Source organism: Steroidobacteraceae bacterium, from assembly GCA_041395505.1.
Taxonomy (GTDB): Bacteria; Pseudomonadota; Gammaproteobacteria; order Steroidobacterales; family Steroidobacteraceae; genus JAWLAG01.
This window is the reverse complement of record JAWLAG010000001.1, coordinates 2,058,291-2,073,071: the sequence shown is the minus strand read 5'-3', so window position 1 is coordinate 2,073,071 and position 14,781 is coordinate 2,058,291. Positions and strand designations below refer to the sequence as shown.

12 protein-coding genes are annotated in these 14,781 nt (G+C 63.1%); 9 read left to right on the top strand and 3 right to left on the bottom strand.

Annotation, left to right across the window (positions count from 1 at the left end; genetic code table 11):
- Positions 1-6 precede the first annotated feature (6 nt).
- The 9 genes from R3E77_09595 to R3E77_09555 all read left to right on the top strand — a co-directional run bounded on the left by R3E77_09595 (position 7) and on the right by R3E77_09555 (position 12,325).
- Entirely contained in the window at positions 7-708 is a 702-nt protein-coding gene (locus R3E77_09595; GenBank protein ID MEZ5499667.1) for a glutathione S-transferase N-terminal domain-containing protein, read from the top strand.
- Positions 705-2,693 (top strand): FAD-dependent oxidoreductase, encoded by a 1,989-nt coding sequence (locus tag R3E77_09590; GenBank protein ID MEZ5499666.1) that lies wholly within the window; start codon positions 705-707, stop codon positions 2,691-2,693. The genes R3E77_09595 and R3E77_09590 overlap by 4 nt, the downstream gene beginning before the upstream one ends.
- 69 nt (positions 2,694-2,762) lie before the next feature.
- A complete protein-coding gene (locus tag R3E77_09585) occupies positions 2,763-3,017 on the top strand; it encodes a hypothetical protein (GenBank protein MEZ5499665.1) in 255 nt (84 codons plus the stop codon).
- A gap of 35 nt (positions 3,018-3,052) precedes the next feature.
- Positions 3,053-4,006: a DUF4437 domain-containing protein gene (locus tag R3E77_09580; GenBank protein MEZ5499664.1), complete on the top strand. Its 954-nt coding sequence runs from the start codon at positions 3,053-3,055 to the stop codon at positions 4,004-4,006.
- Positions 4,007-4,125: 119 nt separating this feature from the next.
- Positions 4,126-4,599, top strand: coding sequence for a Dps family protein (locus tag R3E77_09575; protein MEZ5499663.1), 474 nt, complete (start codon positions 4,126-4,128; stop codon positions 4,597-4,599).
- 2 nt (positions 4,600-4,601) lie between these two features.
- Positions 4,602-5,051 carry a hypothetical protein gene (locus tag R3E77_09570; GenBank protein MEZ5499662.1) on the top strand — a complete coding sequence of 150 codons (450 nt, stop codon included), beginning with the start codon at positions 4,602-4,604 and terminating at the stop codon, positions 5,049-5,051.
- Between the two features lie 46 nt (positions 5,052-5,097).
- Positions 5,098-6,390: an aminotransferase class I/II-fold pyridoxal phosphate-dependent enzyme gene (locus tag R3E77_09565; protein MEZ5499661.1), complete on the top strand. Its 1,293-nt coding sequence runs from the start codon at positions 5,098-5,100 to the stop codon at positions 6,388-6,390.
- A gap of 66 nt (positions 6,391-6,456) precedes the next feature.
- Positions 6,457-8,988, top strand: coding sequence for a PD-(D/E)XK nuclease family protein (locus R3E77_09560; protein ID MEZ5499660.1), 2,532 nt, complete (start codon positions 6,457-6,459; stop codon positions 8,986-8,988).
- On the top strand, positions 8,981-12,325 hold the full coding sequence (locus R3E77_09555) for a UvrD-helicase domain-containing protein (protein ID MEZ5499659.1): 3,345 nt from the start codon (positions 8,981-8,983) through the stop codon (positions 12,323-12,325). The genes R3E77_09560 and R3E77_09555 overlap by 8 nt, the downstream gene beginning before the upstream one ends.
- Here R3E77_09555 and R3E77_09550 read toward each other — a convergent pair whose 3' ends face one another.
- From R3E77_09550 to gspL, 3 genes are read right to left on the bottom strand one after another with little or no spacing between them, the layout of a single operon-like run.
- Positions 12,326-13,060, bottom strand: coding sequence for a type II secretion system protein N (locus R3E77_09550; protein ID MEZ5499658.1), 735 nt, complete (start codon positions 13,058-13,060; stop codon positions 12,326-12,328).
- Positions 13,061-13,066: 6 nt separating this feature from the next.
- Positions 13,067-13,546: a type II secretion system protein GspM gene (gene gspM, locus R3E77_09545; protein ID MEZ5499657.1), complete on the bottom strand. Its 480-nt coding sequence runs from the start codon at positions 13,544-13,546 to the stop codon at positions 13,067-13,069.
- Positions 13,543-14,781 carry a type II secretion system protein GspL gene (gspL, locus tag R3E77_09540; protein MEZ5499656.1) on the bottom strand — a complete coding sequence of 413 codons (1,239 nt, stop codon included), beginning with the start codon at positions 14,779-14,781 and terminating at the stop codon, positions 13,543-13,545. The genes gspM and gspL overlap by 4 nt, the downstream gene beginning before the upstream one ends.

Below are 14,781 nucleotides of genomic sequence, written 5' to 3'. Positions count from 1 at the left end.
TGGACGATGATAGATTTGTACTATTGGCCTACGCCGAATGGTCAGAAGGTGACCATTGTGCTCGAGGAGCTGGCGCTGCCGTATCGGCTGCGACCTGTCAATATCCTGCGCGGCGAACAATTTTCGCAGCGCTTCCTGCGCCTGAGCCCGAATAACAAGATTCCGGCAATCGTCGACACCGAGTCGCTGGCAGGCGGTCGCCTTGCGGTGTTCGAATCCGGCGCGATCCTGCAATACCTTGCGGACAAGACCGGACGATTGTTGTCACGTTCGCCGAGGCAGCGCTACAACACGCTGCAATGGCTCAATTTCCAGGTCGCGAGTGTCGGACCGATGTTCGGGCAATGTGGCCACTTTCTGGGTTACGCGCCGAAGCGCATTCCCTATGCCATCAAACGTTATCGCAACGAAACACTGCGCCTTTATGGTGTGATGGATCGCCGCCTCCGGCATCGCCGATATCTGGCAGATGACTATTCGATCGCGGACATTGCCGTCTACCCCTGGGTCGACGTGCGCTGGCTGCACCGGATCGAACTGGGCGAATTTGCCAACGTGAAGCGCTGGTTCGAGCGCATCGGCGAGCGTCCGGCTGTTCGCCGCGGCATGGCTGTCATGGCCGAACACACCCGCATCGGCAACCCGGATCGCCGCACGCGCGAGGCCTTCTTCGGGCGGAGCCAGCTGCAGCAAGGGCAGGGTCGATGAATTACCCCGAGCTGTTCGCGCCCCTGCAACGAGGCCGTCTGCGACTGCGCAACCGGATAATCCATGCGGCGATAACGACACGCATGGGTGAAGCCCAAAAGGCCACGGAGGCGATGGTACGTTACTACGCCAATCGTGCCGCGGGCGGTGCTGCTGCAGTCGTCACCGAACCGCTCAGCGTTGCTTCACATCACAAGCTGCCATACAAGGTCAGCGCTTTTGACGACTCGGCCTACGATAGCCTGTGTCGCTGGGCGGCCGCCGTCGAGCATTTCGACTGCCGTCTGTTTGCACAGATCCAGGACCCTGGCCGAGGTCGGCACGTTGGCGGTCGTACCGAAGATGCCATCGCGCCATCGGCGCTGCCGGACGATCTCAGCTGGACTGTGCCACGCGAACTCGCTGCGCATGAAATCGAACGCATGGTGGAAGAGATTGCCGCGTCGGCACGTCGCCTGCAGCGGGCCGGCTTCGCCGGCGTGGAAATATCGGCCGGTCATGGTCATCTTTTTCACCAGTTCCTCTCGCCGCGCTCGAATCGCCGCAAGGATCGCTATGGCGGGGATGCCGCCGGCAGGGCGAGATTTCTGTTCGACGTCATTGCGGCAGTCAGGGCGGCAACCGCAGCATCGTTCGTCATCGGCGTGAAAGTGCCGGGCGATGATGGCTTGCCCGGCGGTCTCGGGCCAGTTGACTGCGAGCGCCTGTGTGAGTCGATCGTCGCTGCGACCGACGTCGACTACCTGTGTCCGGCCTGGGGTACGCACGCACATACCCTGGACCTGCACCTGCCGGATCTGCTGATGCCACGTGCGCCTTTTGCCGCGCAGTTGCGCCGCTTGCGCGCTCGGCTCGCGGCGGGACACTCTGCATTGCCGGCGCTGGTGGCGGTTGGTGGCATTACCGACCCCGCCGAAGCCGCGGCGCTGCGTGCCGCGGATTGCGCGGATCTGATCGCTTTGGGACGTCCGCTGATTACGGATCCGGCCTGGCCCAGCAAGGTGGCTGCAGGTCGCGAGTCCGACATACGTTATTGCGTTGGCTGCAACAGCTGCTGGGGACGCATCGTCGCCTCCCGTCCGGTCGCCTGTGACAACAATCCGCTGGTGGCCGATCCGCTGGAAGTGGCTCCGCCGCCGCGCCGCACGAGCACGGGTCGTCGCGTGGTCGTGATCGGTGGCGGTATTGCTGGCGCGGAAGCCGCCTGGGTAGCGGCACAGCGCGGCCACAAGGTAACGCTTTTTTGCGCGTCCGCGGACCTTGGCGGCAAGACACGCCTGCACGCGGAACTGCCTGGCGGCCAGCATCTTTCGAGTATCTACGACTATCAGCTTCAAAGAGCCAAACGCGCTGGTGTAGCCCTGGAGCCAGGCGTGCGTGCGGGTGTCGATGACATCATGCAGCTGCGCCCCGAGCGTATCGTCGTGGCGACTGGCGCAGACATGAGTTGGCCGGCCAGCTTGCCCCGAGAGCTTGGCGAGGAGGGCGTCATCTGCGATCTGCGCGACACGATGGTCAACCTGAGACGACAATCCTACGCGGATGGCACGGCGGTATTGATCGATGAAGATGGCACATTGGGTACCTACCATGCCGCATTGCGGTTGTGCCAGTTGTTCTCGCGGGTCTTGATCGTCACGACCCGCGATCGGATTGCAGAGGATTGTGCGCTCGTGAACCGGCTCGCTTTATTGCGGCATCTGCACCATGCTCGGGCCGATATCCGTTGTTGCAGCGAGGTCGACAGCGCCAGCGACTGGGCTGACGGTCAGCTTGCGATTCGAAATGTGTACAATGGTGATACGAGCACCGTCAATGACATCGCCCTGGTGACCTACTCGACTGCCCGCCAGCCACAACTGGGCCTCCTGGCAGGATTGGGGAGTCTGCCCGATGTGGATGTCCTGTTGGTTGGCGATTGCCGGGCGCCGAGGGATGCCATGGCTGCGACCCGGGAAGGCCACGCAGCGGGCAGCCGGGACTGACTACCGTGCTCAGAAGACGGACCTGACCTAAAGTTGCTGCTACGCAGCCCACCAGAGGACGACGGACAAATGCAGGCGATCAAGCACAAGAGAAGTCGGGACGTACTCGCCTGGCTCAAGCGGGAATCGGCAGAACAAAAGCGTCGCTATCGAACCATCGTGGCCGAACAGGATCGCCTGTCACCCAAACGCGATCGCTGGATTACCGACTTCCTGCAGCGCATCCAGACGCGCGGAGTTCACGTGCATTTTGATCAAATGCGCAAGGTGAGGCCGGAGGAGATTCCGACCAAGCCCAGGCGCAAATTCCGCGTCGTTTTTTGAGCGCAGCTGCGCCGTAGCTTTACTGGAGTTGACACATGGCTCGCCCTCATATTGAACCATTCGTCGATCGAGTCGTTCCATTCAAGAAAATGACCTTGCCCGGTTTCCCGAAAGGGCAGCAGTACAAGATGCTGTCCCTGGATGACGATACCGGTGCGTGCAGCATGACCGTGCTGTTCGAGCCGGGCTATAGCCAGCCGCCAGGCATGAGCTATAGCGAATACGAACTGTTCATCATGAGCGGCTCGATCAGGGTCGGTGACAAAACCTGGGGGCCGGGCAGCTATTTCTTCGTTCCTGCCGGAGTTGCCATCGAAGCATTGTCCTCGCCCCGCGGCGCGACCGGCCTCATTTTCTACAACTATGGCGAGCCCTCGTTCGTAGAGTCCGATTGTGACCACCCGCTTGCAGAGCGCAGCCAGTTCACGGCCGTCAATTCCTACGACAACCTGCAATGGACGTCGACGAATTTCTTTCCGGCGACGGCGCCCGGTTGCATGGTCAAGGTGCTGCACTATGATGTTCGCACGCAGGCGTTCACTTTCCTCTATTGCATGACGCCGAATTTCTGGCAGGACAATATTTCCTACCACGACTGCGCGGAGGAGGCCTATCACATCTGGGGAACCTCCTGGATGATGCAGTTTGGCGACCTGCCCACGGGGGGCTATTTCTATCGACCGCCCTACATCAACCACGGGGCATTCGCGAGCAAGCTCGGTATCCTTGCCATCGGCCGGACCGACTCCCAGCTCTACAATCATTTTCACTTCAATCCCTGGACCAATATCGAAGAGAACCGGCAGCGGGCGGCAAGCCGCATGCTCGCCTGGAAGCCGCAGCTGTATCGCTGGATCAACATGGCGGGGCACAACCACCCGGTGGATTTCGAGCACGACCACGGTCATGCGCATGGCGATTCACCGCACCATCACGGCGATGGACGTGTTGAGCATTCGCACCGCCGTCGGCGGCGCAAGAAAAAGTAACGGGCAGGGGATAGATAGACAGTATCTATCGATTGTCTCTGCGCAATCGATTGGATTTATTAGCCGATCCGGACCAGACTGGTTGCATCGAATGCACCGCAAGCTGGAGGAAGTAGACCATGGCTATCAATACCGGAATCAGCGAAAAGGACCGCGCAAAGGTTGTCGATGCCCTGTCGCGGACACTGGCAGACAGCTACCTGCTCTACCTCAAGACGCACAATTTCCACTGGAACGTCACAGGACCCATGTTCCAGACGCTGCACGTCATGTTCATGGACCAGTATACGGAACTGTGGAACGCGCTAGATCCGATTGCCGAGCGGATCCGCGCGCTCGGCGCGCCCGCGCCTGGATCGTATCGCCGCTTTGCGGAACTCGGTTCCATCCGTGAGGAGGAAGGCACACCACCGGCGAAGCAGATGATCCAGCAACTCGTGGATGGCCAGGAGGCGCTGTGCCGTACGGCCAGGGCTGCGATAATCGCTGCCGAGGAGGCGCGCGATCAGCCGAGCGCGGATCTCATGACCCAACGCCTCGAAGTGCACGAGAAGAATGCCTGGATGTTGCGTTCGCTCCTGGAGCAGGGCTGAACGTGTCTGGCCGGGCGGGTGCTGTTGCTGCGCTCGTGGCCTATGCCGTGGCGACGATGGGTACCGTGCTCGCGGAAGACCCTCCCGCCGAAATGGCAATTGGCGAACCCGAGGTTGCTGCGACCGCGGGCGGCTGTAACCTGACCCTCGCGCGCGAGGTTGCCACCCTCTGCCAGGCCTGCCACACCCTGGCTGACCTGCCTGGCGGCCACGACGGACCACCGTTGGTGGGCGTTGTCGGGCGGCGGGCGGGCACCCTCCCGGGGTACAGCTTTTCCCCCGCCTTGCGAGAGTCTGGAATCGTCTGGGATCGGGACAATCTGCAGCGGTTCATCGAGAATCCAGCCCGTTTCGTGCCGGGCACGACCATGGCTTTCGTCGGGCTCGACGACCAGGATGACCGGGCGGCTCTCGCGTGCCTGATTGCGGGAGCCGACACAGGCGGTTCTTGAAGTAGTTCTCGTGCACGCAGTCGGTCGACTGGCTATGCTTTGATGCATGAGCCAGGACAGACCCATGCGCGCCAGCACCGTGGTACAGAACGTCCGCTACGAGATACGCGGGCGGTTGGCGCGACGTGCCCATGAGCTGCAAAAACGCGGCTACGAGATCATCTCCCTCAACATCGGCAATCCAGGCCTGTTCGGTTTTCGGGCTCCGGAGACCATGCGTCTCGCCATGATCGAGAATCTCGGCCAGAGCGAAGCGTATTGCCACCAGAAGGGCATATTCCCCGCGCGCGAAGCCGTGGTCATGCAGCAGCAGGCGCGAGGGATACTGGGCGTCAGCGCCGAGGAAGTCTTCATAGGCAATGGTGTCAGCGAATTGATCGACCTGTCGCTGCGAGCCTTGCTATCGGCCGGTGATGAAGTCCTGGTGCCAAGCCCGGACTACCCGCTGTGGACGGCAGCCGTCAACCTCAACGGCGGGCGCGCGGTCCATTATCCGGCTCGCCACGAGAATGCCTTCGTGCCCGATCCGGCCGAGATCGAAAGCCTGATCACGCCGCGCACGCGCGCGATCGTCGTCATCAGCCCCAACAATCCCACTGGCGCGGTCTACCCGCGAGCCGTGCTGGAGGCCATTGCGGCGTTGGCGGAACGACACGGTCTGCTCGTTTTCGCGGACGAGATCTACGATCAGGTGCTTTACGACGAAGCTGAATTCATCCCCATGGCGAGCCTTGTGCACGATACCCTGTGCGTGACCATGTCGGGGCTGTCCAAGGTCTATCGCGCCTGCGGCTATCGGGTTGGATGGGCGGTTGTGTCGGGGCGTTTGCAATTGGCAGGCGAGCTGCTGAACGCAATGGAACTTCTCGCTTCATTGCGACTTTGCGCCAATGTGCCGGCGCAATGGGCTGTCCAGACCGCGCTGGGTGGCTACCAGAGCATCCGCGAACTCGTGGCGCCGCAAGGGCGGTTGCATGCGTCGCGGCAGGCGCTGATCGAAGCCTGTGACAAGAGTGAGTTTCTCTCGCTGGTTCGCCCGCAGGGTGCCCTGTATGGATTCGTCGCGGTCGATGACGAACGATTTCCACATTTCAAGGACACGGAATTCGCTTTGCAGTTGCTGGAGGAGAAACATGTACTGGTCGCCCCGGGCAGCAGCTTCAACGTGTCTTACAGGAATTTTTTCCGGGTCACCAATCTGCCCGATGCGGCGACGCTTCGAGTCGTGTTTGCGCGGATCGAGGAATTATTGAAAGATCGCGCGGCGCATGGAGCCTGGCGTGGCGATGCCTCGGAGCGTGTTGTGGATGCCGGCGGGCGGTTTCGTAGCCCATCCTAGAGTTCGCTCGAATAAAAACATTTAATACATTGTTATACATAGAGTTATCTTGGCGTCAACCTGGCGATGACTGACCCGGAACGGGTTACGTCGAGCGCTGACCAGGCGCGTCTGCTCGCCAATTCGCTGGACCGCGAACAGCTCGTCAAGGGCGCCCCCGGATGGCGCCGTCCGCGCGTAACTCACTTCGCTGCGTGGCTGCGCGAGCGGGCGGCCCGCGCCTTGCTTGCGGCGAATCGGCCGTTACGACTGTTACGGCCGAGCGAGGAGGCGGCGCTGTGGCGCGATGCGGCCAGTCACGCTGCCGACCAGTTCGGCATCCTGGACACCGGCGGGCTCGCGCTGCGGCTGACGCGCTCGGCACGACTCCTCGACCAGATGTGCATGGGGGCGGCGCAGTTGCGATCCCATGCGCTCCCGGAGGCGCGGCTACTTGCCATGGCTGCCAAGTTGGTCGCCGAAAGGGCCGCGGACCTTCAAGCGGTTCCCACTCACTGCCTTGGCCGCTACCTCGACGACCAGCGTCCGGTCACGAGCATTGAGTGGCTTGGTTTTGCCCAGTCGACACCGCTCCTGAGGTCAATTGCGGGTGTCGATCCGGTCATCGATTTGCCCTGGGGGCCACTCGCCGGGCAATCGGCCCAACGTGTCGCCGCCGACAGCGTGGAGGATGAAATCGCCGCGGCAGGTCGGTGGGCTCGAAGCTGTATCGAGGACAACCCGGCCGCACGAGTGCATGTTGTTCTGCCATGGGACACGGCCGCGGGCTCGAGCGCTGCCGCGATATTCATGCGCAGCTTCGATCCGGCCTGTTATGCCGCGAACGGCGCGCGTAATACCAACCGCGTCGCATTTCTAGGCGGTGCATCGCTCCGCGACCAACCCGTTGTGGCCAAAGCGATGGATTGGCTGAGTCTCGCGATTGCCGAACTTGCATTCGAGCAGGTCGCCGGTCTGCTGCGGCCCTATGACGCGGACGGGCGCCTCGAGGCGGCACTGCGTCGCGACGCTCCGCCGCGCCTCGACTATCGCGCCTTGCACGTGCTGTTGGCACGATGCGCCGATCCCGCCGCCGGTGACCCATTGCGCGAGCAAATGCTGCGCTTGCGGCAAGTAGCGGCGGCGCCGCACCGGACGCCAGGCGATTGGAGCGTGGTTTTCTCGGAAGTGGTTGCCCTGTGCGTGCCGCCCCTTGCAGGGGCGAGCGGCGCAACCGGAATGATCTCGCAACTGTGGCGGGATGCGCTAGCCGAATTCGGCCGCCTGGGGTCGATTTATGGCCGGCTGACGCCGGCAGCGGCGCTGTCGCAGCTCGGGCATGTGATCGCGCAGAAGACTCTCGTGCCGCACCAGGAGGCGGCGAACGTCACCGTATCGGACAGATACGAGCTGCCGGTCGAGCGTTACGATGGCGTCTGGATTGCCGACTGCACGGCGGATCGGTGGCCTGGTCCGCCGCTGCTGGACGCATTCGTACCATTCGAACTGCAGCGCGATTGCAATTTGCGCGCAGCCAGTACCGGCGGACAGCTCGCCCTGGCGCGCCAGTTCCTGCACGCCTGGAGCAGGCAGTCACGCGAGTTGATGCTCTCGTGCAGCGTTGTGGTCGATGAGAGCCAGCAGCTCCGTTGGTCGTCGCTGCTTGAGGGTGCCGCCGCTGCCGTGCACCACCGATCGATTGCACCTGACGCCACACGCAGCAATGCGATCAGGATGGCAATGCAGACCGATGACACGGCGCCGGCCTCGCCGGTATCCGAGCCATTGCCGGGCGGCACCCGCGCGCTGAAATTGCAGCAGGATTGTCCGTTCCGCGCAAACGCCGAGTTGCGCCTCGGTGCGGCGCGTCAGGACCCGCCGCGCTATGCAATTGGCCCGTTGTTACGAGGTCAAATTGTGCATGAGGCGCTCGCGCGGTTCTGGCGCAAGACGGGCTCGCAAGCGGATTTGCGCGAGCTCGCGAATGATCCCGGCGCCTTGGACAGCGCCATAAAAGGCGCGCTGCACCCGGCAATTGCGGACGTTGCCGCCCGGCGCGATGACGCACAGTGGCAGCGACTGCTCGAATGGGAAGAACGGCGCTGTCAGGCATTGATTCGAAAATTGCTGGATAGCGAACTGCAGCGTTGCGAATTTCGCGTCCTGGCCGTGGAGGAAGAGCGCGAAATCGAGCTCGCCGGGTACCGGTTGCGATTGCGACTCGACAGGGTCGACGCGTTGTCGACCCGCGGCCAGGTCGTCATCGACTACAAGACCGGCAAATCCAGGCTCGATGCGTCGCGCGATGCACAAATGGCCGCTTACGCCCATGCAGTACCGGATCCGGTTGCAGGTCTCCTGTTCGCGCGAATCGATGGCGCCGCCGTGCAGTTCACGGGCGTGTCAGAGCGCGCCGACCTCGCGCCCCGGGTCAAGGCATCGGGCGAATTCCTCGCGGACCTCGAGCGCTTGCGCGAGTTGGCCACAAAGCTCGCGGACGATTTTGGTGCGGGCCACGCGGCCGTGGAGCCGGCGAAGGGCGTTTGCGCGAACTGCCATCTGCCAAGCCTTTGCCGAAAGATGGCCATTGCAGCGGCGGACGAGGATAGTGATGACTGACCCTTCGCACAGTGCGCATTTGCTCGAGGCGGACCGGGCGGCGCGTATCGTCGCGACCGACGTAACCCAATCGATACTGCTCGAAGCGCCGGCCGGATCCGGCAAGACGCGGACCCTGGTGACCCGATTCCTCGCCTTGCTTGCGGTCGTCGACCGGCCGGAGGGCATTCTGGCGATGACATTCACACGCAAGGCCGCGGGCGAAATGCGCAGCCGGATCATCGCCGCCCTCAGAGGCGAGATCGACGATAGCAGTGCAAATGCCGCGGTGCTTCGAGAGCTGGCAGAGCCGGTACGCGCGCGCGACGTCGCGCTCGGCTGGGGTTTGCTCGAAAATCCGGAGCAACTGAGAATCGAGACAATAGACTCATTCTGTTACTGGCTGGCGACGATTCTGCCGCTGCCGTCACAGACGGTGGGCGGGATCGAGATCGAGGACAGTCCGTCATCCATCTACGCAAGGGTTGCCGCCGGATTCCTGGCAAGGGCTGCAAAAGATCCGCAATTGCACGATGCCGTGCGACTCGTGCACGAGTGCAACGACAACAACCGGGAGCGACTGGAAAGATCCATGGCGACGCTGCTGTCGCGCCGGGCCCAGTGGTTGCCGCTGCTCCTGCAGCGTGCTGGTGACTTTTCGGTTGACGGCCTCAATCTGTCGCTCTGCAGGCTGATGTCGCAGTTGGTCGCCGACTGTCGAAAGCAATTTGGTGTCCAGGTCGAGCAGCAGGCATCGACGGTCGCGCGGGCGCTGGCCCGTGCCGCCGTCACTCACGCCGCAACGCCGGAAACAGATCTCGATGATGCGGCGACGATGGTACAGTCGTGGCACCGGCTTGCGAACCTGATGCTGACCCGGAAGGGAACGCTTCGCGCTGTCGCGCCGCGCATGAACAACGCGGAACAATGGCCGAATGGGCTGCGCGATGCCTGGTCCCAACTGCGCGAACAGTTGAGCCAGCGACCAGGCGCCATCGAAGCACTCGCAACCATCCAGGCCATTCCGGCGAGCGCCCGATTCCAAGAGGGCGACGTCGCGCTGCTGTGCGCAATCCGCGAGTTGTTGCTTGGCGCATGCGCTGAGCTCAATCTGCACTTTGCTGCGACCGGTCGGCACGACTACACCGCTGTCACGGCCGCTGCGCGCGAGGCGCTGGTGAGTGAGGGCGAACCGACCGACCTCGCGTTGCGGCTCGGCGGCAGTTTTCGCCATTTGCTCATTGACGAGTGCCAGGACCTTTCGCCCGAGCAATTGCAGTTGATCGAGAATCTGGTGATCGATTGGCAGCCGGGCGATGGCCGCACGCTATTCATTGTGGGCGACCCGGCGCAATCGATCTACCAGTTTCGCGATGCCGATGTCGGCTTGTTCCTGCGTTTGCGCACCCAGCCAATCGCACATCTGCGACTGCGTCATCTGCAGTTGCATTGCAACTTTCGCAGTCGTCCGGCCTTGATCGAGTTCAACAATGCCTTGTTCGCGGCACCGCAGGATGAAGGCGCATCGCTCGGGAATGCAGGTTTTGCAAGCGAGGCACTGGCCGTGCAGCCGCCGACCGCCGCGGAGGTGACTTTCACGCAGGTCGACGGCGGCGATGTCGCGGCGCAAATCAATCTGCTCGTCGAGCGCGTCGTGCACTTGCTCGCGGCGTATCCCGATCAACGTATTGGCGTACTGGTGCGCAAGCGCGCCGAGGCGCAGCAATGTGCCAGAGCGTTGCGCGATCGCGGCATCGCCGTCAATTCACCCCAGTCCCTTGCGCTCGACCAGCGCCAGGATGTCCTCGACCTGCTCACTGTTGCCCGATTGGTGCTGAACCGCCACGACCGGGTCGCGTGGCTCGCCATGTTGCGGTCGCCGTGTTGCGCGCTCGACTTGCGTGAACTGAAAGCGGTATGTGACGGATCCAAAGCCGGTGATCTCGAACCGGCTTTGCTCGATCCGGCCATACGCAGCTCGCTCGGCGCACAATTGAGCAGAAGAATTGACCGGTTGCTCGAGGTGTTGGCAGCCGCGCGGCGCGATGCCGATGAACTGGGGGTAGCCGCGGCCGTTGAACGGATGGCCACTCGGCTCGGACTGCCCCTGTGGTCCGACGGCGCCGCTGGTCGGGCCATGCGCATATTCACGGAGCTGTTGAATCGCCACGCGCGCGGCGTGGCGACGCCCGATCTGGCGTCGCTGCAGACCGATCTGCGAACGAAATCCGTCGATGTCGCCGCGGCGGCGCAGCAGGCCACTGGTGTGACCGTGATGACCATACATGCTGCCAAGGGCCTGGAATTCGACGCAGTGATATTGCCACGGCTCGAGTCCACCGCGCGCGCCGATAATCGCGAACTGCTCGAGTGGTTCGTGGATTACACGGCACCACAGGCGGTGGCGGATGCGGTTCTTGCGCCCCGCGGTGAGGGTAAAAACGAAATCGCGGATTTCCTGCGCTTCCTGGACAAACGTCGCCGAACGGCGGAGCTGCGCCGATTGGGCTATGTCGCCGCAACGCGCGCCCGGGAGTCTCTTGACCTGATCGCCACGGAGTCGGGCGTAAGTCAGCCACCGTCGGGTTCACTTGCTGCGGTGTTCGCAAGCCAGTTTGGTCAATGCAAGCGCCTGCCCGCGAGCGCCACGAGCCAACCTGCGGCGGAGAGCCCGCCAAACCTGTCGAGCCTGGGCTATTTGGAATTCAACGATGACGCCTTTGGCGAACCACTGCCCGGTCACACATTGCTGCCTGAGGCCGCAGACGCGAATGCGCTGGTTCGCTATGACTGGGCCGGCGATGTTGCGCGTCACGTGGGCACGGTCATCCACGCCGAGCTGCTGCGTTGGTCTGCAAATCGACCAGAAGACCGGCGGTTGAATTCAAGCGAACAATATTGCCTGATGTTGGCGGCCGAAGGCGTGAGTCCGGCTGAAATCGGCGGCGCTGTTGCGGAAGTCGAGTCCGCATTGAACCGCCTGCTCGCTGAGCCACAGGTCCGCTGGTTGCTCGATCCCGGTCATCGGGAGGCGGCGAGCGAATTGTCTCTGGCCGGCAACGTCGATGGTCTGATTGTCCGGGGCATCATCGACCGAAGCTTCATAAGCGAATTTGGCGAACGCTGGGTCGTCGACTTCAAGACGGGACGCCATGCGGGCGGGGCCGTGGAGGAGTTCGTGGCGAGCGAGATGCAGCGTTACAGGATGCAGTTGCGCCGTTACTCGCGGCTCGTCGGACGGCTCGGGCCCGAGCCGGTCCGCGCGGGAATCTACTTCGTGCATCTGTTGCACCTGGCCGAGTACAGCCCTGAGGATCTGAGCGAAGGCCCTGGTGCGGGCGCGGTGAACGCGCGCTGATCAGAAGGTGCCTGCAATCGAGAGGCTGTATCGCCCGGCCGCATCCGGCAAGCCGAGATAGCGCAGCTGCTCCTGCAATTGCGGTGCCGCGTCAGCACGCGCGCGCACGAGTGCATTGACCGTGAACCCCGGTTCGCCGGTCAACACGATTTCGCCGTTCACTTCCAGAGGACCGCCGTCATCGCGCAGTGTCCCGCGTGGTTCGGCCCGGGTCTCGGGGAAATCGACGTGATAGTTCCCGAGCGCCGCGCCGGATTGCGGTTGGCGCAGGTCGTGCGCGTCCGCTTCACCCTGCAGTACCAGCACTTTGCCGTCCCGCCACTGCAGTTCGCGCAGAAGAACATCGGCCTGCCCGCCCAGGTCTGCCGGGAGCGCTGGCAGATAGGCTCGCTCGAGTGGCAACAGGGCCTGCGTGTCGAGCAACGTCAACGCACCGCCCGGGCTCAGCTGCAGCCGTCCCATGATGCGCATGCGTTCACGCACCAGCTGAAAATCGCTGTCGAGCCGCGCTCGAAGCAAGGACGCGGGCCGCAGCTGCCAACGCAGATCGCCCAGGGTTTGCCCGTCGACCGAGAAGCCGTCGCAGGCACCGTGCCACAGACTGCCGGCCGCGCTCGCGCAAGCAAGGCCCGTCGGCAGCGCGGGCAGTAGCCAGCGCAAGGGCAGCCTTGCGACGACAATCGTGGCGAAGACGATAACTGCCAGGACGATCAGCCAAATACGGCCGCGATGCATCGGGTATCAGGGCGCCTGCAATTGCAGTTGGGCGTTGACCACGCCACTTTCGCCGGTGGCCTCGACCGAAGCCGAAACGACCTGAACGCCATTTTGCTGGGCGAGTCTTGCGAGCCATGCAACCATCTGGTCGAAAGGGGCGGCCGCGAGGCGAACGCGCAATGCACCTTCTCCAGCGGGTTCAGAGCTGGCCAATGCGCTGCCCAAACCGACTTCACGCGCAGTTCGGTCGACGATCACGACCATGTTGTCGCGGTTGGCCGGTGCTGTGACACGCGCGCCTGCGCCTGCCAGTCTCGGAACGACCTGTTCCATCCAGCCAAGATCAGCGCCCTTGCTGGCGAGACGGTCGCGGCCCTTGTGGACTTTGCTACCGAGCGGCAATAGCAAGGCGATCAAAAGCAACAGCGCAGCGAGGCAGGCACCACCGGTGACCATCATGCGCTCGCGCGGCTGCAACGCGTCATAGCGGGCCCGCCAACTCATGAGCTGGCAAAACGCACTTTGATGCGCCCTTCGTAGTGGTCACGACTCGTGCCGCCACCAAGGAACTCGGCATCCCAACCGCGCTGGCGCAGCGACTGGCCAAGTCCATCGAGTTGTTCGGCGCTCTGCGCACGCATTCTCAATTCCAGCGCGCCGTCCCGGTAGGTGAACGCGAGCAGCTGCGCGTCACGAACATTCGCGCGACTTGCAGCAAGATCGGAGAGCACCTGGAGTAGTTCGGGACCTGCGCTCGATCCACCCAGCTGTGCTTCGAGGCGGCGTCGGGCATCGGGCGGCGCCCGCTCGCCCGGAATCACCGAGCGGTAGAGTTGATCGATGCGCGCGTCAAGGGCGCTCTCCGCCCTGGCCAGTCGCCGCAACTCGACCGCATGCCCGAGGATATACAGGCCGAGGCTCGCCACTGCCAGTGCTGCAGCCAGGCGCCAACGACGCCATTCGAACTGACCGGCCGATTTCGGGCGATAATCGCCTTGCAGCAGATTGATGCGATCAGACGAATGCAGCTGTGCTGCCAGCAGAGGCAGCGCGCCCTCGGGCAACAGCTGGACTTTCAAGCCACCAAATGACGGTCGCAGTGATTCAACGGCGCGTTGCTGATCCGGCCACTCCCGCTGCGGCACATGGATGATGACCGAGCTGTCCTTGAGCTGTGCTCCATCGGGCACGCCCGCGAGTGTAATTTCGAAGGCGCTTGCAAGATCCGCGGCGGGCAGGGCGGCAGCGGCTCCCCTGGCGGTGCGAATCAATATCTCATCGCCATCGATCAGCGCAACAGCGTCGGCAGGATGCGAAGGCAGCAATTGTGCATCGCTTACGAGTTCGGCTGGTTCGATTCCGGCCGTACGAAGTGCTGCCAGCGTCGTGTCCATGAAGGCGCGCGAGACGACCGCGATTTCAATATTCGCCGAATCGCCTTCGCGCTTGCCTGCTGCGAAATGCAACGATTCGATGTCCTCCGCCAGTTGCTCTTCCAGCGCGAACGGTGCGAGCTGCAACAACCGTGACTGCTGTCGCTGGGGAATCTGGGCATTGAGAAGGGTAACCGAGGATGCCGGGACCAAAACGATCACCCGGCGTTCGGCTGCGATCGGCGTAAGCAGTGTCAGTGGCCCGCTCTGCGGCTTGCGAAGCAATTCGCCTGCCGAATTGACGACAACCCAGCTCGCGCTGTGGGCGTCATCGCGGAACATTCGCAGTAGCAGGGTTTCGCTCAT